A 24,059-nucleotide genomic window follows, 5' to 3' on the forward strand; every position below is an offset into this window, starting at 1 on the left:
ATGAATTTGAAAGAAGAATACCAGCATGTATTTGAGAAAGCAAAAGCCATTTACATGGATCGGGCAGGTCGCATAGCCTCATCCGAATCAAAAATCAAAGCCCTGCTCCTACAGGTTAGGCAAAAATTTGCCGAACTTATGGATACGCCGTTGGTAGCCGGAGCCAGGGGTCAGTTGGAAATTTTTGTACGCATGCTCAATGCGCACGTCAGGGGAAGCTACCCCAGCCTATCCAACCGATCATTGGGGCTCCTTGTGCTGGGCCTTTTTTACTTTGCCTTGCCATTGGACATGGTTCCGGATTTTATCCCTTTCGTAGGCTATGTAGATGACCTTTCTGTACTGTTGGGGATCTATAAAAGCCTTCAGACAGACATTGATAAATTTTTGCGTTGGGAACAGGAGAATAAAAAACCTGATTTTGAGCTATGACACCAAAAATTGCCTTTGTAACCGGTGGATCCGGGCTGGTGGGCATGCAAGTACTGCATCAGCTGTTTACAGACCCTACGTATAGGTACGTCATCTCCTTCGGAAGAAGAGATCTCGCCATCAAACACGACAAGCTGCTTCAAATCACCGTCGATTTTGAAAAGCTACATCTAGTTAACCTGGTGGAGAAGATCCGTGAGCGAAACATGGGAGGAGACCACCACTCGCTGGTAGCCTGGCTCGAAGAAAAGTCGGTTGAAATACATGGGTTCTGTTCCCTCGGAACCACGATTAAAAAGGCTGGATCCAAGGAAAAATTTTACCAAATAGACCATGATTATGTAGTGGATTTTGCCCAATGGGCCTATCATCAAGGTGCCAGCAAATTTCTATATGTCAGTGCAATAGGAGCCGACCCCCAATCTACCCTATTTTATAACCGCGTAAAGGGTGAGACAGAGGAAGACCTCAAACTTATCGCCTTTCATTACCTTGGGATCTTCCAACCTTCCGTCCTGCTTGGAAACCGAAGAGAGGCACGATTGGGCGAAGAAATTGGAGCCTTGGTGATGCGCGGTGTAAGTGTACTGGGTCTGTTGAAAAAGTATAAGCCCATCTACGATCACCAGGTTGCGAAAGCCATGCTTTATTATGCCAAACGATCCTCCGTGAAAATGATCGAAACCATCTCCAACCAAGAGATGCACCAGTTATAAATCTATTGAGATGATTGCAGTACTACAACGGGTCTCTGAGGCCTCTGTGTCCATTTCAGGAACCGTCACCGGAAAGATCTCGAGCGGATTGCTGGTTCTCCTGGGTATCGAAGATGCCGACGATGAGGAAGATATCCTTTGGGTCAGCCGAAAAATTGTGCAAATGCGAATTTTCCCCGATGAAAACGGTGTCATGAACCGGAGCATCACCGATGCAAATGGAGAGATCCTTCTGATCAGCCAGTTTACGCTTCACGCGAGCACTAAAAAGGGTAACCGACCTTCCTACATCAAAGCGGCAAAACCGGAGATAGCTATACCACTCTATGGCCAGACCATCCAACAGATTTCAGCAGATCTGGGACGTTCGATTAAAACCGGTGAGTTTGGTGCCAACATGCAAGTAGCACTGGTAAACGACGGCCCAGTTACTATCATTATTGACTCCAAAAACAAAGTCTAGACTTCCTGTATCAACGAAGTCAAGAACTATCAACATGAACGAACCCATCCTACCCTTTTTATCAATTGAAGACGCTACCGTCGTCAAAAATGGAAAGATCCTTTTTCAAAACCTCGAGTTTACGATTCAGCCTGATGAGCAATGGGCAATTTTGGCAGCCTCTGGCTCGGAAAAAACCGCATTTCTCGAAACCTTGTACGGAAGAACCTCTGTAACACAGGGACGCATCCACCGTTTTTTTTCCCAATCTTATCAAACCGAACAGTCTAAACAAGGAAAGGTCAACAGTTTCCGGGATTTGGTTTCCTTTGTTTCCCAGGCCTATACGTTTCGAAACAAGTCAAACATCCAAGAATTCTACTACCAGCAGCGTTTCAATAGCTCTGAGGCGGACGATACCTACACGGTCTCTACCTACCTGGATCAAGTGGAGGAAACACGAACGGGATTCTGGAACAAACAAACCACCATGGATTTGCTCGGGCTAACGCCCCTGGCAGACAAATCCCTTATTAAGCTCTCCAATGGCGAAACAAGGCGCTTGGCAATCGCTGCTGCCTTGCTGCGAAATCCAAAACTCTTTCTAATGGACCGTCCGATGACCGGTTTGGATAAAGAAACCAGGGATGCCTTTGACGGTATCCTGCGCCGAATTACCGAATCGGGAATACAGATTGTGATGACCACATCCGCACATGAAATACCCAGCACCATTACCCATGTGGGGATGATTACCGACGGTAGGCTTGTCCCGGTATCAGACCTTTCTGGGGTTGCGAACCAAACAGATCTCCAGAGCCTACCGGAAACCAATCGAATTGCAGCACTTATTTTAGACTATCCAACCATTCCCTATACGAACCTGATTGATCTACGTAATGTCACCATTCAATATGGATCCAAAAAAATACTGGATTCTGTAAGTTGGACAGTAAAAGCCGGCGAACGTTGGGTACTGAAAGGCCACAACGGAGCGGGTAAATCCACACTGATTAGCCTACTCCTAGGCGAAAACCCGCAATCCTACGCCGTTGACTTTTCCCTATTCGACCGCAAACGGGGTACGGGCGAATCAATATGGGAAGTAAAAAAGCCCATCGGCTTTGTTTCACCGGAGCTAAGCCGTTTTTTTCCAAAAAACCAGACCTGCCTAAAAGTAGTGCTTTCCGGCTTGTTTGACACCATTGGATTATTTCGCCAAGTAAGCCCGGAACAAACACAGCTGGGCCTGAATTGGCTGGAAGCTCTTCAACTGAGCCATATAAAGAACATTCTCCTGCATCAAGTAAGTATAGAAGACCAGCGGTTTTGCCTCCTCGCACGGGCAATGATCAAACGACCTGCCCTATTGATTCTGGACGAAGCAGCTCAGGGAATGGACGACGAACAGCGAACGCGCTTTAAACATATTGTAAGCATCCTCTGCGAAAAGACACCCATTGGATTGATCTATGTGAGCCACTATGAGAACGATATCCCAGATGCTGTGGAGAATGAAATCACCTTGGTCAATGGACAACGAATAACCTAAAACAATGGAAGAACAACCCAAATCCCTCACCCTTGCCGAAGCCCAAAAGCGGGTGGATGCCTGGATCAATACCACCGGTGTCCGATATTTTAGTGAACTGACCAATATGGCAATTCTAACCGAGGAGGTGGGGGAGGTAGCCCGCCTAATTTCGCGGACGTATGGAGAGCAGTCCTTCAAGGAAAGCGACCGAGACAAAGACCTTGGCGATGAACTAGCGGACGTTCTTTGGGTATTAATCTGTCTTGCCAATCAGACTGGTGTAGACTTGACAGCGGCCTTGGAGAAAAACTTCGAAAAAAAGAATTCAAGGGATAAGGATAGACATATAGAAAACAAAAAACTGAAATAGGCGGGAGAACGCTGGGGTACTTGGTAGGCGTTGGCCTAAAACCTTTTCAGGTATCGAATAATTCAATCCAAAAAAATCGTATTGTCCCTTTGACTTGCACACCAAATGCCTTTCGCTATTCTACGGTTTCGAAAAAAAAGAACCCCCATTGATCGACGAACTATCCAATGGGGGTTTATGCATATCTCCTGTACCAGGACATCAATCACTGCTCTCCAGCGCTTCGGCACCGGCCACAATCTCAAGAATTTCGTTCGTAATCGCAGCTTGTCGCGTACGGTTATAAACGAGCTTAAGTTGTTTCAGTAAATCATTGGCGTTTTCGGTAGCCTTATCCATTGCCGTCATACGGGCACCGTGTTCGGAAGCATTGCTATCCAAAATGGCTTTGTAAAACTGAAGCTTCAGCGAGTTTGGAACCAGCTCTTCGATGATGTATTCCCTGGAAGGCTCTACGATATATTCCTGCTGATTGGTACGTGATTCCTCTGATTCCTTCCTTTCGATGGGCAGGAACTGTTCTGCTTTCACCACTTGGGTCGCCACGTTCTTGAATTCATTGTATACCAATACTACACGATCGAATTGGCCATCTTCAAAGGCTTGCATCACATGCTCGGCTGCGACTTTCACATGATCAAAGGAAACGTCGGCAAATAACAGTGCATAATCGCCGATAAGTGGATAGGAACGCTTCTTGAAATGGTCAAAGGCCTTTTTGCCTATAGGCATCACAGTAATCTTCTTTCCAGCATAGATTGTCTCCAGTTCCAACGATGCCATTTTGATCACATTCGAGTTGAACGCTCCACAGAGCCCCTTATCGGATGTGATAGGTACAAACAGCACTTTCTCAACTGCCCGCTCCTGTGCATAGACAATATCGGTACTGCCCTCAGCACCCGAAGAAATATTGTTAAGAATAGCCGTCAGCTTTTGCGAGTAAGGCCTCATCTGGATAATCTTGTCCTGCGCCCTACGTAGCTTAGCCGCAGCCACCATTTTCATCGCTTTGGTGATCTGCTGGGTAGAACTTACCGAGTTAATTCTTTCTTTTACTTCCTTAAGGTTCGCCATGATCGTTTACGGTCCGGTAGATGAACGTTCAACTCCCTCAGGAGTTAAGCTGACTTGTATTTGGGCGCCAACTCGGCAGTTGCTTTTTTCAGCAGGTCACCGGCAGTATCCAAATCTCCCTTGCGGATCGCAACAAGCGCATCTGCATATTGGGCATTGACCAGATTATAGAAATCACTTTCGAACGCCTTAACCTTCTCTACCGGTATCTGATCCAAGAATCCCTTGGTGGACAAATAGATAATAGCGACCTGAAGCTCCACGCGAACGGGCGAATATTGCTTCTGCTTCAGTATTTCCTGGTTCCTTCTACCACGCTCGATGGTTCGCTTCGTTGTTGGATCTAGATCAGAACCAAACTTCGAAAACGCCTCCAGTTCGCGGAACTGAGCTTGATCCAATTTTAGGGTACCGGCTACCTTCTTCATCGCTTTGATCTGCGCATTACCCCCAACCCTGGACACCGAAATACCCACGTTGATGGCCGGACGAATGCCTGAGTTGAACAGGTTCGTTTCCAAGAAGATCTGCCCGTCAGTGATGGAGATCACGTTGGTAGGGATGTAGGCGGAGACGTCACCTGCCTGTGTTTCGATAATGGGAAGGGCTGTAAGCGAACCACCCCCTTTTACCAAAGGCCGGATAGACTCCGGAAGGTCGTTCATTTGGCTGGCAATTTCATCCGATGCGTTTATTTTGGCCGCACGCTCCAATAGCCTAGAGTGTAGGTAGAAAACGTCTCCGGGATAAGCTTCCCGCCCGGGAGGCCTTCTCAACAACAACGACACCTCACGGTAGGCAACGGCTTGCTTTGAAAGATCATCGTATACCACCAAAGCAGGCCTTCCGGTATCCCTGAAGAATTCACCAATGGCCGCACCAGTAAAGGGCGCAAAAAACTGCATGGGAGCCGGATCCGCGGCAGCAGCACTTACAATAACGGTATAGGGTAATGCACCGCCTTTTTCTAAGGCAGCCACCACGTTTGCAACCGTAGAGGCCTTTTGTCCTACGGCAACGTAGATACAATATACAGGTTCTCCTTTGTCGTAAAATTCCTTTTGGTTTAGAATGGTATCGATCGCTACAGCCGTTTTACCGGTCTGTCGGTCACCGATGATGAGTTCCCGCTGTCCTCTTCCTATAGGGATCATCGCATCAATGGATTTGATACCTGTCTGAAGTGGCTCGTTTACCGGCTGACGATAGATAACACCCGGAGCCTTTCGCTCCAAAGGCATTTCATACAACTCGCCAGAAAGGGGGCCTTTTCCATCTATGGGAAGACCTAAGGTATCCACCACCCGGCCCAACATTCCTTCACCGGCTTTAATAGAGGCGATTTGACGGGTTCTCTTTACTGTATCACCTTCTTTGATGCTTTTTGAATCACCAAACAATACAGCTCCTACATTATCCTCTTCCAAGTTCAACACCATGGCTTTCATGCCATTTTCGAACTCGATCAATTCACCGGCCTGCGCCTTGGAAAGTCCATATATACGGGCAACACCATCACCTACTTGAAGGACGGTACCCACTTCTTCCAGTTCCGCTTGAGTCCTGGCTCCGGAAAGCTGCTCTTTCAGGATAGCCGAAACTTCATCAGGTCTTACATTTGCCATTCTTATATCGAATTAAATAATATACTTGGATTAACTAATATTTCTTTTCGTAAAGATTTTGCGTGAAGTCTAGCTTCAATTTGCGGAGTTTACTGTTGATAGATTCATCGTACTGCCGATCGCCAATCTTCAGCACGAATCCACCAATCAGTTTGCTATCCACTTTCTCCAAAAGCTCTACATTGGTCTTGCCGGATACCTCCTTTACAATCTGCTCAAATTGCTTCCTAAGCGCTGCATCCAACGGAAAAGTTGTGATGACCTCAGCGGTTTGAATGCCCTGCTGTATGTTGTACTGACGGTGAAACTCCTCCGCCATGGCGGGAATGAAGGGCTCCCTTCCTTTTTGGGAAACCAACCGGACAAAAGTTAGCGTCAGTTCAGATGCAGCCCCGCTAAGTATTTTCTCCAAAACGGCCAACTTCTTTTCGGATCCTATAACCGGACTTTTAAGCATTGCTGCGAATTCACTATTACTCACAGCCAGCTGGGACAGCCCGACCATATCCTGATGTACTTGGTCCAGTATGCCTTTTTCCACCGCCAACTCCAGCAATGATTTGGCATAACGGGAAGCCACTCTAAATTCGGACATGCCTTAATTCAGTTTAATTTCCTTTACAAATTCCTGCACCAATCGCTTCTGCTCTGGCTCGCCCGTAAGGTTTTGCCGGATAATCTTTTCTGCGACTAGAAGGGAAAGCTCGGCAACTTGGATTTTCACATCCGTCAAGGCGGCCTCTTTTTCTGTTTGTATCTGTGCTTTGGCCTCGGCTATCATTCTAGCCTCTACCTTTGAAGCAGCCTCATTTGCCTCCTCCATGATCTTTGCCGCATATTCATTGGCAGACTTGAGGATTTGATCTCGTTCGATTCTTGCCTCCTGGAGGATTTTCTCATTTTCTGCCACTAGGCTGGCCATTTCTTTTTTGGCCTGCTCCGCCGCCAAAAGTGCCGTCTCGATGGTTCCCTCCCTTTCTTCCAGAGCAGAGAGAATCGGCTTCCACGCATATTTGGCTAGGATGATAAATAGGATGGCAAAACCGATCGTTTGCCATAAAATCAAACCTAAATCAGGACTAATCAGATCCATAATGCTATATTTCTTCTTGTTTGTTCAATGCATAAAGAGGGACTGGCCTAGCGCCAGTCCCCAATTTTTTAGAAAGTAAGGTTACCGTTCAATGCAATCAGTAGACATACTACCACTGCAAATAGGGAAACCACCTCAATAAGAGCTGCAATGATCAGCATAGCTGTCTGGATCTTTCCAGCAGCCTCCGGCTGACGTGCAATTCCTTCCATGGCTTGTCCACCGATACGACCGATACCAAGACCTGCGCCTATCGCTACAATTCCGGCACCAATACCCGCACCCATGAGTGCAAAACCGGCAGTCAATAATAATGAAGTTAACATACGTGTGATTTATTTATAAATAATTGAACAAAGAAATTCCAAATCAATGGTGGTCATCGTGGCCGTGGTCCGCTACCGCAGCACCTATGTACATCGCTGAAAACAGGGTAAACACGTAGGCCTGTATCGTGGCCACAAGCAATTCGATGATATTGATAAACACCACCATCAGGGTACTTGCTACACCTACTGCATAGGATTCGAAGACAAAGATCAATCCGATAAAGCTCAGGATTACAATGTGACCCGCCGTAATGGCCACAAAGAGTCGGACGGTAAGGGCAAAGGGCTTGGTAAACAAACCGATGATCTCTACCGGAACGATGATCAACAAAAGCGGCAATGGTACGCCAGGAGTTGCGACGACGTGCTTCCAATAGGCTTTATTGCCATTAATATTAGTTACCAGAAAGGTAATGATTGCCAAGGTTACCGTTACAGCGATATTTCCAGTCAGGTTTGCCGCACCGGGAAGCAAGCCTAGTAGATTGCCTATCCAGATAAAGAAAAACAGGGTAAGCAGATATGGTGTAAACTTCTTGTATTTTGGCCCTATGTTCGGAATCGCAATTTCATCCCGAACAAAAATAACGATGGGCTCAACAAAAGAGGCAATGCCTTTCGGGGCTGCGTTTGGGTTCTTTTTATAATGTTTTGATGCAGATAGCAACAAATAAAACGCAACTAGCAAAACCAAAAACAGCATCGCTACGTTCTTAGTGATTGAAAGATCGATAAAAGACCTACTTTCGTCTACCGCTCTTAATTTGTCGTGCTCATCAATATAATACCCGTTGAACTCAACCCCAAACCGGTGGGTCTCAGGATCCAAAAAGTTAGACGAAGAATAAAACTCAAAACCTCTGTCGGAGGAATAGATGATGACGGGAAGCGGAAGCGTCAGGTGAGTGTGACCAATGGTAGCGAAGTGCCATTCGTGGGAGTCTTTGATGTGATGCATGATGAATCCAGTCTTATCTTCATCACCACCGGAAGCCGCTACGACATTCGCCGAAAACGCCAGAAAAAGTACTGACATTAAGGCAGTTAAGCTTACAAATTTGCGAACCATCAACGTCTAATATTTTGCCTATTTCAAATGAAGGCGCAAGTTAGTTATTAAGCTATAGATATCAAACAATAAGTACAACAAATAAATTGCAAAGAAATTAATCACAAACCAAAGGATATTTTCATCTCCGCCCCATAAAAGGACAAAAACAAACAGCAGACTCAAAATAAGTCTCAGAACTGTGCTACCTAAAATAATAGACACAGAATTAAATTTGTCGTTTTTCAGCAAAGTGATTGAAAGCATGCCCGTTAGAAGGGTGAGAAGTGAAAAAAATACCATCAGGGCCGCGATTTTTTGATGAACATACGGTTGTCCAAGCAATTGCCCTAGGAGTACCAAAATACCCACCAAACAAAGAGTATACAGTGCCCATTGTTTCGCGTGTCTCTTCTGCAGATCTGCCACCATGGTAATTAGGATTTGGGTAGACTTTTGAACAACTGATAGAAGGCAATAATTGTCCCCAATAGAGATCCAGACAACAACCATGTAGGAAAATTGGAGGAACTCCGTGCATCGAGTAGATAGCCAAAATAGCCGCCAAGGCCAATAAGTGTGATCATTTGAAAGGCCAAGCCTATAAACCGTGTAAAGGTGGGAGTAGGATCCTGTGGTTTTGGGCTCATGGTAATGGGTTTTATTAATCGGCCTGATTACCCATATTACATTTACCGTTCAGTTCGGCCCCGTTTTCTATGATGAGCTTTTTGGTGTAGATGTCACCCAGTATCACGGCAGTTTTCTTCAGAAAAAGTGCGCCACTGCAACGAATCTCACCTTTTACATGCCCAGCTATTTCAATTTCCTTGGCAGATAGGTTACCGTGTACTTCCGCCGAGTCCCCAACGATTATCTTATTTTGCGACTCCAAGGAACCCTCTACCGTGCCTTCCACCCGAATATTGCCGGGGGTGGCTATATTTCCGACGATAACCGTCCCGGCAGCCACCAGATTGCTGGAGGTAACCATTTCGGTAGTTCTTAGCTTTTCTTCCTTATTGCTTGCCATATCAGTCGAACGTAATGAATTCCTGGGGGTTTAGGGGATTCCCTTTGTACCAAAGTTCCAAATGAAGGTGCTGTCCTGTTGTCAGTTCTCCGGTATTTCCGATGATGGCCACAATCTCCCCCCCCCGCACGGCGTCACCAACGGACTTCAATATTACTGAATTATGTTTGTAAATAGAAATCAGCTCGTTCGAATGCTGTATGCCCACTACGTAGCCGGTTTCCAAGGTCCAAGCGGCAAAAATCACGGTTCCCTCTGCGATTGCTTTGATCGGTTCGTTTTCGGCCGCAACGATGTCAACGCCAAAGTGATTCCTGGATGGCATATAGCCGCTTACTACTACGCCTTTCAAAGGTGGAAAGAAATAAGTATCCGCAAAGGCACTGTTGCTGATGCGGCCAAAGCTATTTTCATCCAGCGGCATAGATTCAAACTCGCTTATGACGCTTAGCGTCGCATCGCTGTATTTATAGAGATCAATTTCTCCCCGATTAACTTCGAGCTGCGCCGGTTCCTGCTCCAAGGCCAAATCATCTGGAAACTCATCACCGGAGATGATTTTCTGAATGTTCTTGACATACCGGTCCTTAGCCTGTACCTCAAGGATCAGCGAATCTACAACCTCCGACAACTCGAATATCTTTGCTGTATTTTCGGATTCAATGTAGGCCGGATCAAACCACCTTGCCAATAATGACTTGGAAAGAAGAAGTGAAATCCCAAAAGAAGTTATAAGGAGAAGAAACAACAATAAAGCGATCCGTATCTTCGTAATACTGATAGACGTGATGACAGAAAAATCCTCCTCTCTTCGGATTACGAAGAGAAATTTCGTCTCTATCCAATCGTTTAGTTTCTGTTTAAGGCTCAACTTGCGTCTGTTTGAATCAACTTACCGGTGCAAAAATAGGATATTAATGGAAGTGTTTACATATTTATTTTTATTGAGGTAATTTGCAGTCAGTTAATTGGGGCCAGAACCCTCCTTCAGCGCGTGAGATTTAAAATTCAACATATAGCTTTGCTTGGTACTGTTTTGCTGGCAACCGCATGTACCTCCCAAAAAAACACGTTTGTCAACCGTTTGTATCACAATACAACGGCAAAATACAACGCTTATTTCCTGGCACTGGAAAAAATAAGGGAAGTCGAAGAGAACATCATCGCGGAATACGAGGAGGATTACTCGCAGCCATTACCTGTTTTTTACCCAATAGACAGCGCGGTGATCGAAGCCAACAACGAGAGGCTCCAACAGGCCCGAGACCTAGCCTCCAAAGCCATAGATTGGCACCGCATCAGTAAGTGGGTTGACCCTTCCTACTATCTTCTTGGTAAGATCGATTACTATCAGGGCAAATTTGATGAAGCGCAAAATACATTCAAATACCTTAACGTAAACAGCTCCCAAGACGAGGTGCGGCATCTTTCTTTGATTGGGCTACTTCGGTCATTCATCGATTTACGAAAGTTTGATGACGCCGTATACGTGATGGATTATTTGTCCAAGGAAAGTGCAGTTAGCAGTGAGAACCGCTTCCTGCTGTACCAGACCCTGGCCTACTACTACGAATCAAAAGGTGAAGTGGACATGGTCGCCCCGGCGTTGTTCCGGGCCTTGGAGTATGCTGAGGAAAGAAAAGAAATATCGCGGATCCATTTCATTCTCGGGCAACTCTACCAACAGGCCGGACTGGACGCTTTTGCTTATGAATACTACCAAAAATCCATCAGTGGCAGTCCTAGCTACGAGCGAACCTTCTTTGCTTCACTCTACTCCCAGCAGGTGGCGGAACTTAGCAAAAGCAAAGACTTAAGAAGGGTCAGGGGATATTACGATGACCTGTATAAAGACCGAAAGAACATCGAGTTTCGCGACGTGATTCTGTATGAAAAAGCCATTTTTGAGCATCGGCAGGACGAGAAGGAGGAAAGCATCCGACTTCTGACACTCGCCGCGAAAGAACCCACGGACAACCGACGTCAAAAAGGCTATATTTATGAAAAGTTGGCCGATATTTATTTAAAGGATTTCAACGATTTTCTGACCACCAAATACTACCTGGACAGTGCGCTGAAGCAGTTTAGGGAAGGAGACCGAAACTACCAGGCACTGGCAGCAAGAAAAGAGGTCTTCGATCAGTATGCCCTCAATTTTGAACTCATCCAAAAAAACGACAGCCTGATTTCACTTAGTAGGTTAACTTTCGAGGAACAGGAAGCCTATGTAGACGAGTTTTTGAGAAAGGAGGAAGAGCGTTTGCTCAGAGAGGCCGAAATACAACGAAACAAAAAGACGCCCAGTATTTTTGATAACCTGCTCGCTTCGGCCGGTGGGGGATCGGGTACTTCCTTCTATTGGAACAATCCCACAGCTATGTCCCAGGGCGCACTCGAATTCAATAGAGTCTGGGGAGGGAGACCGCTTACGGATAACTGGCGACGGAGTTCTCGTGGTTTTCAGGAAACCTCCAATGCAGAAATGCCCGAAGACCTGGGAGAAGGCGAAAACGAAAGCGAAAATCAATCAATCTCCTCCGCACAAGCTGCTTTGAACCTGCCAGATCGGGAGAGCTTGTTGGCCACCATTCCCAAAGACAAGGCAGCCGTAGATAGATTGATCGACGAAATGGAGGATGCCTATTTCAACTTGGGCAAGCTACTATTCTTTGACCTGAAAGAAGCCGAGCGATCCATTTTCTATTTGGAAATGTTGGTAAGGGATTATCCAATGACGGTCAAAAAACCGGAGGCTTATTACACCCTTTACTTAGCAAAACGTGAACTTGGCCAGAATTATACTTTATACGCTGATCTACTGAATGCGGAATTTCCGGAGTCCCAATATACCAAATCCGTAAATAATCCAGAGTCGGTATCGGGTACACAGGCGAACTTTGAATCTTCCCAAAACTATGCCGCAGCTTATAAACTATACCAGAAAAACCAATACGCCGCTTCAAAAGACCTCCTTAGATCAACTCTTGAGAATTACCCATTGACAAAAAATACCGATCGGCTATTGATGTTGGATATCATGAATACAGGTAAAATGGGCGAGATGGAAGAGTACCGAACCAAACTGGAAAATTACCTACTTAACGCCTCTGATCCTGCTTTAATAAATTTGGCAAGAAAAATGCTGGATGGAATTGGTGGTGGCAATACGATGGACGACTCTTTGGCAGAGGCAGGCCAGCAAATAGAAGAGGAGGCAGTACGGGCGGAAAACGAACCAAATGCCGAGCCTGAAGGACCTCTCGAAGAGCAAATTTATAAAGAAAACAAATCCCAGACCCATGTATTCATTCTGGCGATGGAACCACGCGTGGCGAATGAGTCCAAAAATCTAACCGCTGATTTGGAAAAATTTCACACATCCAACTTCCCCAATGACCGCCTGCGAACAGGAACGATTGCGTTGGACAGGGAAAACACCATTGTAATCATCAGTCCCTTTTCCAACGCCGAAAAAGCACTCCTTTACAGAACTCAATTTTTAAATTCTTTTAACACGGAAAACCTCCCGGAGGATTCAAAAATCAGTAGTTTTGTCATTTCGATAGAAAATTTCCAACAACTGAATCGACGCAAAGACCTCGACGAATACCGGGCTTTCTTCCGGAAGTCTTACAACGAATAAAATGGCAAATCAAAAGCGTACTACCTCAGGGTTCAATATCCAAAAGGCCATCAAATACCTCTGGCTGGCTTTTGCTGCGGGCATTATCGGTTTCGTCTTGTTCATATTGGCCGTCAATTCGAATTTCCTAGGCCTTTTTGGCAGCATGCCAGATTTCAAGTCACTGGAAAATCCCGAAAGTGAATTGGCTTCGGAATTATATTCGGTAGATGGCGTATTGCTGGGTAAGTATTTTAGGGAAAACCGAAGCCCGGTCACCTACAACGAACTCAGCCGAAACCTAATCAATGCGCTGATTGCCACGGAAGATGTGCGTTTTGATAAGCACTCCGGGATTGACGCACGTGGAATGATCCGGGTTTTGTTCAAGAGCCTGATCTTACAACAGAAAGGTGCAGGCGGGGGTAGTACCCTTAGCCAACAAACCGCAAAAAACCTGTTCAAAACCCGTACAAAAGACATGCAGGGTGCCCTTAGCCGCATACCGGGGTTAAACATGCTCATTATAAAGTGTAAGGAGTGGATCGTGGCCACCCAACTGGAAAGATCCTATACTAAGGATGAAATCCTCACCATGTACCTGAACACCTCCGATTTTGGTAGCAATGCCTATGGTATCAAAACAGCTGCGAAGACTTTCTTCAACAAGGAACCAAACGACTTGGCTGTACAGGAAGCTGCTACCTTGGTCGGACTCTTCAAGGCACCCACGTATTATAGCCCAGTTTTTAACCCAGAAAACAGTCTGCGCAGAAGAAACACCGTACTTATCCAAATGGAAAAGTATAATTTCCTGACAAAAGCCGAACGGGACTCCATAAGTAAACTTCCCATTGAGCTCGAGTACAGAGTAGAAAACCACAACGAGGGACTGGCTACGTATTTCCGCGAAGTGGTAAAGGCAGATCTTCTTCGATGGTCACGGGAAAATTTGAAACCAGACGGCTCATCGTATGACTTGTTTGGAGATGGTTTGCGGATCTTTACGACCGTAGACAGCAGATTGCAGCGGTACGCAGAACAAGCAGTGGCTGCCCATATGCAGGATCTACAAAAAAAGTTCGAGCAGGAAGTGGGCAACCGCGAACCATGGATTGACAACCGTGGTAGACCGATACCGAATTTCATCGAAAATGCAGTAAAGCGCACAGAAGCCTATCGCCTGTTAAAATTGCGATACGGAGATAAGGAAGACTCCATACAAATCAAACTAAACGAGCCCAAGCGCATGCGCGTGTTCTCCTGGACCGAAGGGGAAATAGATACGCTCATGAGCACTATGGACTCACTTCGCCATTATAAGAAGTTTTTACAGACCGGATTTGTGACCATGGATCCCCATACAGGTCACATAAAGTCTTGGGTAGGAGGTATAAACCACAAGCACTTCAAGTATGACCATGTAAAGCAGGGGAAGCGACAGCCTGGCTCGACCTTCAAACCATTTGTATATGCCGCGGCGATCGAAAACGGGTATGGCCCCTGTTACTCCGTAATAGACCAACCTGTAGAGGTAAGCATTCCAAACCAACCGATCTGGCGTCCAGACAATGCGGATGGAAAATTCACTTATGAACGCATGACCATCCGAAAGGCCATGGCACAGTCGGTGAACTCCATCACTGCCTATATGATGAAAAAACTGAGCCCCCGGGTCGTGGTAGAAACCGCCCATCGAATAGGGATTACCAGTGACTTGGATGAGGTTCCGGCGTTGGCGCTTGGAACAAGTGACGTATCCATATTGGAGATGGTAGGTGCCTTCGGGACCTTCGCCAACCGAGGCGAACACATTACGCCTATCTATATAGATCGGATAGAAGATAAAAACGGAAACGTACTCCATCAGTTTATTCCCAAAAAGCGCCCGGCCATGAGCGAAGAGCACGCTTATTTGATGTTGTACATGCTCCGAGGTGGTACTGAGGAAGAAGGGGGAACCAGCCAAGGGGTCCCTTGGACATTACGCGACCAGGGAAATGAAATCGGCGGAAAAACCGGAACGACCCAAAATGCATCCGACGGCTGGTACATGGCCGTAACAAAGGATCTAGTAAGCGGCGTCTGGGTGGGAGGCGATGACCGAGCCATCCACTTTAGAAGCTGGATAAGTGGACAAGGATCGCGTACCGCAAGGCCTATTTGGACGAACTTCATGGCAAAAGTATATGAAGACACCTCCCTAGGAATAACAAAGGGGCCTTTCCCTATTCCGGATAGACCCTTAAGCATGGAGATTGACTGTTCCCGTTATGACCTGAATCGACCAGACTTCGATGATTTCCAATTTGATAGCCAAACAACCGATTTTTAACCACGGGGGAATCCCAGGGCTTGCCCGTTACTATTGGTAACAAACCTCCCGGTATGGACACACCTGCTTATCGTCCAGACGAATACAATCAGCTACCTGATCAGCCTGGCGTATACCGCTATTACAATGAATCGGGGGAACTGATTTATGTCGGCAAAGCAAAAAGCTTGAAGAAACGGGTAGCCAGCTACTTTGGTAGCAATGCCGGCATCAATCAGAAAACACGGCGGATGGTAAAGGAAATCCGACGCATCGAATTTACCCTGGTGAACTCCGAGTTCGATGCCCTGCTGCTGGAAAACAACCTGATCAAGAAGGCCCAGCCCAAGTACAATATCCTCCTCAAGGACGATAAAACCTATCCCTACCTCCTCCTTACAAAGGAAAACTTCCCACGTATCTACCCAACCCGAAAAGTAATCCCTTCCAGAGGAACCTATTTTGGTCCCTTTGCCAGTGTAAAAGCGATGAACAACGTGTTGGATCTAATCAGATCCCTGTTCACAATCCGGACGTGTAAACTGGATCTCTCACCGTATAAAATTTACGAGCAGAAATACAAGGTCTGTTTGGAATACCATATTGGAAACTGCCTTGGCCCCTGCGAAGGCCTTCAATCCGAGCCGGATTACCAGAAAGACATCGAACAGGCCAAGTATATTCTTAAAGGAAATCTGGGCATTGCGAAAACTTACTTTAAAGATCGGATGCAGGAAGCTGCCCAGAACCTCGCGTTTGAACTAGCCCAGCGTTACAAGGATAAACTGGACTTATTGGAAAAATACCAGGCAAAATCATTGGTAATAAGTCAAAGCATCGGAAGTCTGGATGTCTTTACGATCGTAGTAGATGAAAAGGTCGCGTTTGTAAACTACCTAAAAATCAAAGAGGGAGCCCTAATTCTCTCAAAGACAGTCGAACTAAGAAAACGCCTAGATGAGGAGGAATCTGTATTGTTGTTGACCGCAATTATTCGTCTCCGGGATCAATTCCAGAGCGATGCAAAAGAAATTTTGGTAAACGTCCCAATAGAGGACGAGCTGACTGATTTTCAGGTAATCGTACCCAAGATCGGAGACAAGCGAAAACTGATAGATCTATCCCTAAAAAATGCATTATACTACAAAAAGGAAAAGGCATTGCTTGCGGGAGAGGTCAGTGACAAAAAATCCCGTGTCCTGCGACAGCTCCAGAGTGATTTGTCCCTGCCTGAATTACCCGATCACATCGAATGCTTTGACAACTCAAACATTCAAGGTGCCCATCCCGTTGCGAGCATGGTCTGCTTTTTAAATGGCAAGCCTGCAAACAAAGAATACCGTCACTATCACATCAAAACCGTAGAAGGGCCTAATGATTTTGCCAGTATGGAAGAGGTGGTTGGAAGAAGGTATCAACGCATACAAGAAGAGGGGAAGCCCCTGCCAAAATTAATCGTGATAGATGGCGGAAAAGGTCAGCTATCCTCTGCCGTTTCCGCATTAAAGACCCAGGGAATCTATGGAAAGGTACCCATTATTGGCATCGCCAAACGGCTCGAAGAAATCTATCTTCCTGAAGATTCCTACCCTATCTACATTGACAAAAAATCAGAATCGTTACGCCTACTCCAACGAATCCGAGATGAAGCCCACCGTTTTGCTATTACTTTCCACCGAAATGTGCGCAGCAAACAAGCGTTTGGAACCCAACTCACAGACATACCTGGTATTGGAAAAAACACTGCGGAAAAATTGCTCAGCCACTTCAAATCTGTAAAAAAGATTAAGGCTGCTACAAAAGAAGAGCTGGAAGCTATCATTGGAAAAGACAAAACCCAAAAACTGCTTTATCAACTTAACCAGTAGCTTTATCAAAGGAAACAACATTCCTCTCGAAAGCATCGAATAAAAAAAGCGGCAGCTGAATGAACAGCTATCGCTTTTTTTAAAGACACTACTTTTACTTAGCTTGGAAATACTACCACTCCCAAAGGTCATTTTCCCATTCCAACAATTTATACTCGAACTCAAGCGATTTTAGATAGGCCAACATCCGTGCGTTTGGATCGCTGTTATCCACCATATCCGCAATCAAGGCATTATCGGGGTTGGTATATTTCCTAATGACCGAACGAAATAAACGAAGATCGAAAGCTTGGTTGTAGGGAATGTTCTTGGACGGATTTTGGAAATTTATCCACTTAGCTTCCGGATGATCCTTAAAGTGCTCGTAAAAGTCTTTGTACCTAAAATATCCGATGGTACGTTCACCTGCGTTACTATTGGTCTCCGAGGGCATTGTAAGGATAATGTACTTAATGTCAAACTTTGTTTCCGAACGGTTTCTGTCAAAAAGAAAGTCCTCCTTGAAGTCTACGTAATACAAATCTCTAACGAAGATACTATCACCTATCTCATTGATCCAAAAATTCTTCTGGAAATCGGTAATCGACATCTGCCTGGTAAAATCTTCATCTGCAAAGGGGGTGAGCTCGTTATCTTCTACCGCTTTTAGGATGTTCCGCATTATCCCTCCCAATTTAAGTCCTCCTGTACCGTAAAAAGGTAGGTTAAACTTCTCGCGTAGATCGATACGCCGCCAGATAGCTATCTGATACAGCTTGTCGTCCTCGCGAATAGGAAGGACGGAAAAGATGGTATCCATCTTCATCCCCGAATCACCCCATACGGAGGGATTTTGGGAGGTAGGGGATTGTGCCTGTACCGGCTCGCCGATCAGGAGGAGCACTAAACCCATCCCAACCATCATAAGTCCCTTAAATACTTTCATAATACTCCTTTTATGGCTTTATCCTACCAATTTAACGAATCGATTATCGCTATCGTATATTGATGGTGTAAACCTCGTTTAATTGACTACGTATTTTATTACCTTGGAAGTTGGTTCTGGTAACCTCGTTCACGATTACGATCAATTTGTCACCTGCTTGGGCTTCTGCCAACAAGCTTGTTGTAGACACATTCTCACCGGAGATCCGCACGCTTGCCCGAGGTACATCGTTTCTTACCAATCTAACCTCTCCTGCCGACACCTCAAAATTGGCATCCCTGGCCATAGTCTGGGCAAAGGTCGGTTCAGGAATCGCACGAACTTTAAGCTGCCGGGGGCCTGGAAATGGAAAGGTATTTTGAAGATCAATCGCATTATCGCCATTAAACAGCCTGACAGTAGGAGCAGGAACTGGACGTATATCGTACTCAAGCGAACCGATACGGTTTCCGCTACTCGCTACGGTTATATTTACCTTTCCACTAGAAGCTGGTATAATCGTCACATCGGCAGGTCTTGAACCCTTGATCGCCTGTCCACCAGTAACCGTAAACTCAGGCGCATAGGCATTGCCCAACGCCGGAACATCAATATTGAGCTCATTGGCACACTCTGCATATAGTTGACGAACCACCACCGAGGACACCTGAATGACCGGCTGCGCAACGAAATACTGATAATCTACAGTGAGTACGCTATCCACGCCACCTATCGGAACTACAATCTCACCCCGTAATGTACGCGCTGCTAGCCCCCTGTCATCGTAACTGCTGGCCGGCGCTACAGGAAATTCGATTTTACCAAGACCCTCCTGTACGGGAATCTCTCGGCCATCAGCTGTCATCCGTAACTGAACTCCGGAGGAAGAAGACGCTATAAACATGTCAGCCTCAAAGCGAGTACCAGCTGCTACGATATTGGAATTGGCAGCCACCTTTGCCACTAGCTTATCTGCTTCAAAGATAAACGAGCCTAATGAATTGGTCAGCAAAGCAAGTGCCTCGCTCTCTATATTCAATACTTCGTTTTGATGCTGACTAATTATTGCAATAACCGCACCAACCGGAGATTTCACGAAGTTTAGATTTACGTAATCTTTATATTTTACATCCACATCATTCTTGAAAATGTCGATGTCCTTGGCATCATTTGCGATCTTATCGAAGGTTACATCCAACCCTACACTAGCCAGAATAGCACTCACCTCAGCAGGAAATTCGTTCAGTTTATCCTGCATTTCATACCCAACCCTATTGTTATTGAATATGTTACCTGGTATATCAACGTTTTTTAACGCAGCAGTCTTAAAGTTACCCTCTGCATTCTTTGCGTTTGATTCATCAATAAGTCTATTCTTAATTTCCTCCAAGTAGGTAAAAACCTCTCGGCTTAGCGTTCGGATCTGCTGCGCAGCCTCTACCTTTGGAACGTCTTTCTCGTTGTTTCCCTGCTGTTCAACGGTCGTACGAATAATATTGATCGCAAAATCATTTTTTTGATTGAAATTCTTGGATGTTCGTTCCAAGCCGTCGTTCAAAAGAATGAATTTTTGCAGAATCTGGTTACTAACTTGTAAGGCCAAAAGAGCGGTAAGGACTAGGTACATCATACCTATCATCCGCTGTCTTGGTGTTTCTTTTCCACCTGCCATATATTTGTTGTTTTTACCCTAAAACCAAATGTAACTTACCTAAGGGGCTGTCATTAGCCTTTCATCGCCGACAGCATTCCTCCATAGATTTTGTTTAGTGAGTTTACATTTGCATTTAGTTTTGCCAACTCTGTTTTGAACGCCTGGGTTTCTTTTCCTGCTTCATTTAGGCCTTCCATTGCAGCAGTGATATTGGAATAAAACTTGTTGATTACCTTCACATGATTCTGTGAATCCTGAAGCTCCATCTCATAGATGTTGTTCAGCGCACTGAGATTCTTCGTTACGCTAATAATCTGATCCCTGTACTGCTTAGCATCTTGACTTGCAGCAGACATTTCTGAAAGCGCGGACGCAGTCTTCTCATAGGAATCGTTGATTGAGATCAACGTTTGGCTTGCCTTCCGTACATTTTGTGCATAATCGTTTGTGGCGACGGTTGCATCGGCAAGCGTACCCATTTTCTCTGCGGAAGTTGCCAAGTGCTGAATGCCCTTACCCAAGCTCTCTATGAGTTCTGGGCCTATCTTGGCATTCTCCAGCATTTGATCCAATTTTTGGGTAGAATTATCAGTCGCCTTAACGGATTTTTTTACCGGCGTAGCACCAACATTCGCATCATCTGCGAGCTCTGGATAGACCCTCGTCCAATCGACCTCCTCTGATTTTGGCTCAAAGGCGGAAAGAAAAAAGATAACGGCCTCAGTGGAAAGTCCCACGCCGATCATAAGTGAAGCGAAGGGCCAGTCCAAAATCTTAAACATGGCACCCAAGATCACAATAGAAGCTCCAATGCCATAAATCTTTGGCATGATGATTCCATAAAACTTATACGATAATGTGTTTTTGTTTACTGCTGACATAATCTGATTGATAAAAAAGGGCGATTGTTTGGTTACTAAACGTAAATAGTTGCTAAGATTATCTTCTACTTCTTCTGTTTGTCTTCATGCTCATGGAACCGGACCTGCCGATGTAGGTCATCGCTGTTCGGAACCCAATGTGGGCCGTTTTCATGTCTTGGTATTCATAGCTACGAGCACTCGTCTCCAAGTAATGCGCCACGTCTTTCCAAGATCCTCCACGAACCACTTTTCTTGGCTCGTTCTCGTCAAAAAATGTGGGGTTCATGTCCCATACCATGGAACTTGCCGCTGGATTGTAGGCATCCTCTACCCATTCGGCGACATTGCCTGCCATGTTATATAGACCAAAACCATTTGGAGCAAAGGCATCTACTGGAGCGGTGTAGGCAAAGCCATCATCAATGTAGTTACCACGTCCAGGTTTAAAGTTGGCCATTAGGCACCCTCGTCGGTTTTTAAGATAGGGGCCGCCCCATGGGTACTTGGCAATATCCTTACCCCCTTTTGCCGCGTATTCCCATTCGGCTTCAAATGGAAGCCTAAAGCGAGGCATATCAAATTCCGATCGGTCATTTGCGTTCATATGGTATGACTTCCACTCGCAAAATTTCTTGGCCTGATCCCAGCTGACCCCAACGACCGGATAGTCGTCAAACGCTGGGTGGTCAAAGTAGTACTGCATCAAGGGATCTCCATAGTGATGCGTAAAACTCTTCGTCCAAACGGTGGTATCTGGGATTAGCTCTTCAATGTTGAATTGCGGCGGGTCGGCCTGTGTGGTAGGGGTGCCTAGTGCCAAATCTCCCATGCGAACTGCTTCCAAAAACTGCCGGTATTTGTTGTTCGACACCTCGTACTTATCCATAAAAAACTCGGAGATGGTCACCTGTTTGTTCATGGACGACATACTTAGGGAAATATCTTCATCCGCCTGGCCCATCCAGAATGTACCCGCTTTTACGGGTACCATCTGGTGGGGCAGTGCTTGCTGCCAACCGGACCGCTTTGGCACCCCGGTCACTTCCCCCCGTCGGTTTAACTTCTCACTGGCTGCACCTTTACTGCCAAATAGCCCACAGCCTTGGAGAAGTGTCGCGATCACTAGCCCAACGGCAAGAGCAAAATAACGCGAGTCCATTTTTCTTAACATAAATGACATTAAATTAATTACATTCAATTCCAACCAATTACAGAATGAAAGAAATCGAAATTTAGTAGAAATTGTCAGAAAAGCACTACTTCATGCTATTTTTTGTAGTACTGATATTTTAGAACCTAAATCTCGGTGTTCTCTGTATCACTCTTTCCAATTCTTTTTTTGCCTGAGGAATATTGTAGCTCAGCATAAATTCATGTGTCGTGGGAGACTTGGCCTCAAGCCCTCCCACCACCAAATCAAAGGCATAGCCCAAGCGAAGTGAATTGTCCTTCAAAAGGCTGTATCCCATGAGGATAGATGCAGATTCATCGCCCCTGTAAGCAAGGCCTGCACTCATCCGCTTGTTGTACGTGCCTATAACGCTTACATCGTACGAAAAATTATTCAACGATATGGATTTAAGCAATATACTTGGCTCAACACTGAAAAGGGCAAAAGTGTTTATTCGGTAGCCAACTACCACATAGTGATGGTTTTCCAACTTATTTTCAAATCCCTCCCCCAGGTCAAAACTGGGCTCGTTGAAATGCCGAATACTGGCCCCCGCATAAAAATTTGACCGATCATAAATCAATCCAAACGAAATGCTATTATTTATTTGATTCTCCTTCCCATCCGAGCCGATGATCGGGTCTGGGTTTACCGCCTCTAAGCTGCCATAATCAATTGTACTGGAGAAAAAACCACCCGATGCACCGAGGCTCAACCGCCCTCTTCCCATCCGTAAATGATAGGCAAGTGCCAAGTTCACCTCCTGGTTATTGAAGGCACCAATATTATCGTTGACGACCGTAAGGCCCACACCCAAATTGGTTTTTTCAAAGGCACTGGAAACGGTGATAAGCTGAGTGGTTGGTGCTCCTCCGGCTCCTGTTGCCGTACTGTAGGATAGCCACTGACTTCGATGAAGGGCCGTTATGGAGTGTCCTGCTTCCTTGCCTGCATTTGCCGGATTGAAAAATAACCCGTTGTACATGTACTGTGTAAACTGTGCGTCTTGCTGCCCTTGTACCGCTAGGGGAGTGAGGATACAAATAACAACAATAATCCACTTTACGGGTACATTCAGGCAAACTCCGTGTATCATGTGTGAATCACATTTTGATTTCGAAAATCTATTGTACACATTTTAACTCAATTTACCTTACAAATGATTAAAAGATGTTACAATTTATTTGCCTTTTTTATGTAAAGCTCCAAAGCACCGGTCATACTAGGCGCGTTTGGTAGCGGGGCTTCGATATCCAAAATAAGGTTCTGCTCCCGCACGGCATTCGCGGTCGTTGGCCCAAAAGCGGCAATCCGCGTATTATTTTGCTCAAAATCAGGAAAATTCTGAAATAACGATTTTATCCCGGAGGGGCTAAAAAACGCGAGAATGTCATATTTGATATCCTTCAAATCGGACAAATCAGCGGGGACGGTATGGTATATGATTGCCTCCGTGAAATTGATGTTATTCTTGGTCAAGAAGTCGGGGATATCCTCCTTTCGGATATCGGAGCAGGGAAAAAGGTACTTCTCTCCCTTATGTTTCTTGAAGTAATCAAACAGATCTGAGGCTGTTTTACTGCCCACAAAAAGTTTCCTTTTTCGAATCACAATGTATTTCTGTAGGTAATGGGCGGTCTGCTCAGAGATACAGAAATATTTCATGTCTGCCGGCATTTCGATCTTCTGTTCTTGGCAGAGACTAAAAAAATGATCGATCGCGTTTCGGCTGGTAAAGATGATCGCCGTATGTTTGAGAATGTCGATCTTTTGCTTTCTGAATTCCCTCAGCGGCACCGGCTCTACCTGAATAAAGGGACGAAAATCGATTTTGATCTTGTATTTCTCGGCCAACTGAAAGTAAGGAGACCTTTCATCGGAAGGTTTTGGCTGTGAAACGAGTATGCTTCTGACGCGCTGGAGTCTGTCTTTTACGGCCTTGGTCATTTTACTTGTCCTTTTAT

The 24,059-nt window shown here is 45.6% G+C and carries 24 protein-coding genes; 8 read left to right on the forward strand and 16 right to left on the reverse strand.

Annotation, left to right across the window (positions count from 1 at the left end):
* Genes ADIS_RS09800 through ADIS_RS09820 form a run of 5 tightly spaced genes read left to right on the forward strand, consistent with a single transcriptional unit; the run spans position 1 to position 3,494 of the window.
* On the forward strand, positions 1 to 432 hold the full coding sequence (locus tag ADIS_RS09800; protein ID WP_010854318.1) for a YkvA family protein: 432 nt from the start codon (positions 1 to 3) through the stop codon (positions 430 to 432).
* Positions 429 to 1,148 (forward strand): Rossmann-fold NAD(P)-binding domain-containing protein, encoded by a 720-nt coding sequence (locus tag ADIS_RS09805; protein WP_010854319.1) that lies wholly within the window; start codon positions 429 to 431, stop codon positions 1,146 to 1,148. Before ADIS_RS09800 ends, ADIS_RS09805 begins: the two co-directional genes overlap by 4 nt.
* Before the next feature lie 10 nt (positions 1,149 to 1,158).
* Positions 1,159 to 1,611, forward strand: coding sequence for a D-aminoacyl-tRNA deacylase (dtd, locus tag ADIS_RS09810; RefSeq protein ID WP_010854320.1), 453 nt, complete (start codon positions 1,159 to 1,161; stop codon positions 1,609 to 1,611).
* A gap of 34 nt (positions 1,612 to 1,645) precedes the next feature.
* Positions 1,646 to 3,142, forward strand: coding sequence for an ATP-binding cassette domain-containing protein (locus ADIS_RS09815; RefSeq protein WP_010854321.1), 1,497 nt, complete (start codon positions 1,646 to 1,648; stop codon positions 3,140 to 3,142).
* 4 nt (positions 3,143 to 3,146) lie between these two features.
* Complete coding sequence (locus tag ADIS_RS09820) at positions 3,147 to 3,494, forward strand: nucleotide pyrophosphohydrolase (protein ID WP_010854322.1); 348 nt, start codon at positions 3,147 to 3,149, stop codon at positions 3,492 to 3,494.
* Positions 3,495 to 3,695: 201 nt separating this feature from the next.
* Here the strand turns inward: ADIS_RS09820 and atpG are convergent, their stop codons facing one another.
* The 10 genes from atpG to ADIS_RS09870 form a co-directional block, all read right to left on the reverse strand.
* On the reverse strand, positions 3,696 to 4,571 hold the full coding sequence (gene atpG, locus ADIS_RS09825; protein WP_010854323.1) for an ATP synthase F1 subunit gamma: 876 nt from the start codon (positions 4,569 to 4,571) through the stop codon (positions 3,696 to 3,698).
* A 44-nt stretch (positions 4,572 to 4,615) separates the two neighbouring features.
* Positions 4,616 to 6,196 (reverse strand): F0F1 ATP synthase subunit alpha, encoded by a 1,581-nt coding sequence (gene atpA / locus ADIS_RS09830; protein WP_010854324.1) that lies wholly within the window; start codon positions 6,194 to 6,196, stop codon positions 4,616 to 4,618.
* Between the two features lie 34 nt (positions 6,197 to 6,230).
* Complete coding sequence (atpH, locus tag ADIS_RS09835) at positions 6,231 to 6,791, reverse strand: ATP synthase F1 subunit delta (protein ID WP_010854325.1); 561 nt, start codon at positions 6,789 to 6,791, stop codon at positions 6,231 to 6,233.
* Between the two features lie 3 nt (positions 6,792 to 6,794).
* Positions 6,795 to 7,289 (reverse strand): F0F1 ATP synthase subunit B, encoded by a 495-nt coding sequence (gene atpF, locus ADIS_RS09840; RefSeq protein WP_010854326.1) that lies wholly within the window; start codon positions 7,287 to 7,289, stop codon positions 6,795 to 6,797.
* 68 nt (positions 7,290 to 7,357) lie between these two features.
* A complete protein-coding gene (gene atpE / locus ADIS_RS09845) occupies positions 7,358 to 7,615 on the reverse strand; it encodes an ATP synthase F0 subunit C (RefSeq protein ID WP_010854327.1) in 258 nt (85 codons plus the stop codon).
* A 43-nt stretch (positions 7,616 to 7,658) separates the two neighbouring features.
* On the reverse strand, positions 7,659 to 8,687 hold the full coding sequence (gene atpB, locus ADIS_RS09850; RefSeq protein WP_035805469.1) for a F0F1 ATP synthase subunit A: 1,029 nt from the start codon (positions 8,685 to 8,687) through the stop codon (positions 7,659 to 7,661).
* A gap of 18 nt (positions 8,688 to 8,705) precedes the next feature.
* Positions 8,706 to 9,098, reverse strand: coding sequence for a hypothetical protein (locus ADIS_RS09855; RefSeq protein ID WP_051113300.1), 393 nt, complete (start codon positions 9,096 to 9,098; stop codon positions 8,706 to 8,708).
* A gap of 5 nt (positions 9,099 to 9,103) precedes the next feature.
* Entirely contained in the window at positions 9,104 to 9,316 is a 213-nt protein-coding gene (locus ADIS_RS09860) for an AtpZ/AtpI family protein (RefSeq protein ID WP_010854329.1), read from the reverse strand.
* Between the two features lie 14 nt (positions 9,317 to 9,330).
* Positions 9,331 to 9,699: a bactofilin family protein gene (locus tag ADIS_RS09865; protein ID WP_010854330.1), complete on the reverse strand. Its 369-nt coding sequence runs from the start codon at positions 9,697 to 9,699 to the stop codon at positions 9,331 to 9,333.
* A 1-nt stretch (position 9,700) separates the two neighbouring features.
* Positions 9,701 to 10,570 carry a M23 family metallopeptidase gene (locus ADIS_RS09870; protein WP_010854331.1) on the reverse strand — a complete coding sequence of 290 codons (870 nt, stop codon included), beginning with the start codon at positions 10,568 to 10,570 and terminating at the stop codon, positions 9,701 to 9,703.
* Between the two features lie 123 nt (positions 10,571 to 10,693).
* On the opposite strand from ADIS_RS09870, the gene porW reads away from it, so the two are divergent.
* Genes porW through uvrC form a run of 3 tightly spaced genes read left to right on the forward strand, consistent with a single transcriptional unit; the run spans position 10,694 to position 17,503 of the window.
* A complete protein-coding gene (gene porW, locus ADIS_RS09875; protein ID WP_238325421.1) occupies positions 10,694 to 13,342 on the forward strand; it encodes a type IX secretion system periplasmic lipoprotein PorW/SprE in 2,649 nt (882 codons plus the stop codon).
* 1 nt (position 13,343) lies between these two features.
* Positions 13,344 to 15,656 (forward strand): penicillin-binding protein 1A, encoded by a 2,313-nt coding sequence (locus ADIS_RS09880; protein ID WP_010854333.1) that lies wholly within the window; start codon positions 13,344 to 13,346, stop codon positions 15,654 to 15,656.
* 53 nt (positions 15,657 to 15,709) lie between these two features.
* Positions 15,710 to 17,503, forward strand: a complete 1,794-nt coding sequence (gene uvrC, locus ADIS_RS09885) for an excinuclease ABC subunit UvrC (RefSeq protein ID WP_010854334.1) — start codon at positions 15,710 to 15,712, stop codon at positions 17,501 to 17,503.
* A 112-nt stretch (positions 17,504 to 17,615) separates the two neighbouring features.
* Here uvrC and porN read toward each other — a convergent pair whose 3' ends face one another.
* From porN to ADIS_RS09915, 6 genes are all read right to left on the reverse strand, one after another.
* Positions 17,616 to 18,428, reverse strand: coding sequence for a type IX secretion system ring subunit PorN/GldN (gene porN, locus ADIS_RS09890; RefSeq protein ID WP_010854335.1), 813 nt, complete (start codon positions 18,426 to 18,428; stop codon positions 17,616 to 17,618).
* Positions 18,429 to 18,477: 49 nt separating this feature from the next.
* Entirely contained in the window at positions 18,478 to 20,079 is a 1,602-nt protein-coding gene (porM, locus tag ADIS_RS09895; RefSeq protein WP_010854336.1) for a type IX secretion system motor protein PorM/GldM, read from the reverse strand.
* A 53-nt stretch (positions 20,080 to 20,132) separates the two neighbouring features.
* Positions 20,133 to 20,942 (reverse strand): type IX secretion system motor protein PorL/GldL, encoded by an 810-nt coding sequence (gene porL / locus ADIS_RS09900; RefSeq protein WP_010854337.1) that lies wholly within the window; start codon positions 20,940 to 20,942, stop codon positions 20,133 to 20,135.
* A 58-nt stretch (positions 20,943 to 21,000) separates the two neighbouring features.
* On the reverse strand, positions 21,001 to 22,095 hold the full coding sequence (gene porK, locus ADIS_RS09905; RefSeq protein WP_035805471.1) for a T9SS ring complex lipoprotein PorK/GldK: 1,095 nt from the start codon (positions 22,093 to 22,095) through the stop codon (positions 21,001 to 21,003).
* 118 nt (positions 22,096 to 22,213) lie between these two features.
* Entirely contained in the window at positions 22,214 to 23,191 is a 978-nt protein-coding gene (locus ADIS_RS09910; RefSeq protein ID WP_035805473.1) for a PorP/SprF family type IX secretion system membrane protein, read from the reverse strand.
* 77 nt (positions 23,192 to 23,268) lie between these two features.
* Complete coding sequence (locus tag ADIS_RS09915) at positions 23,269 to 24,042, reverse strand: uroporphyrinogen-III synthase (RefSeq protein ID WP_010854340.1); 774 nt, start codon at positions 24,040 to 24,042, stop codon at positions 23,269 to 23,271.
* Positions 24,043 to 24,059 lie beyond the last annotated feature (17 nt).

The organism is Lunatimonas lonarensis (assembly GCF_000390185.1).
Taxonomy (GTDB): Bacteria; Bacteroidota; Bacteroidia; order Cytophagales; family Cyclobacteriaceae; genus Lunatimonas; species Lunatimonas lonarensis.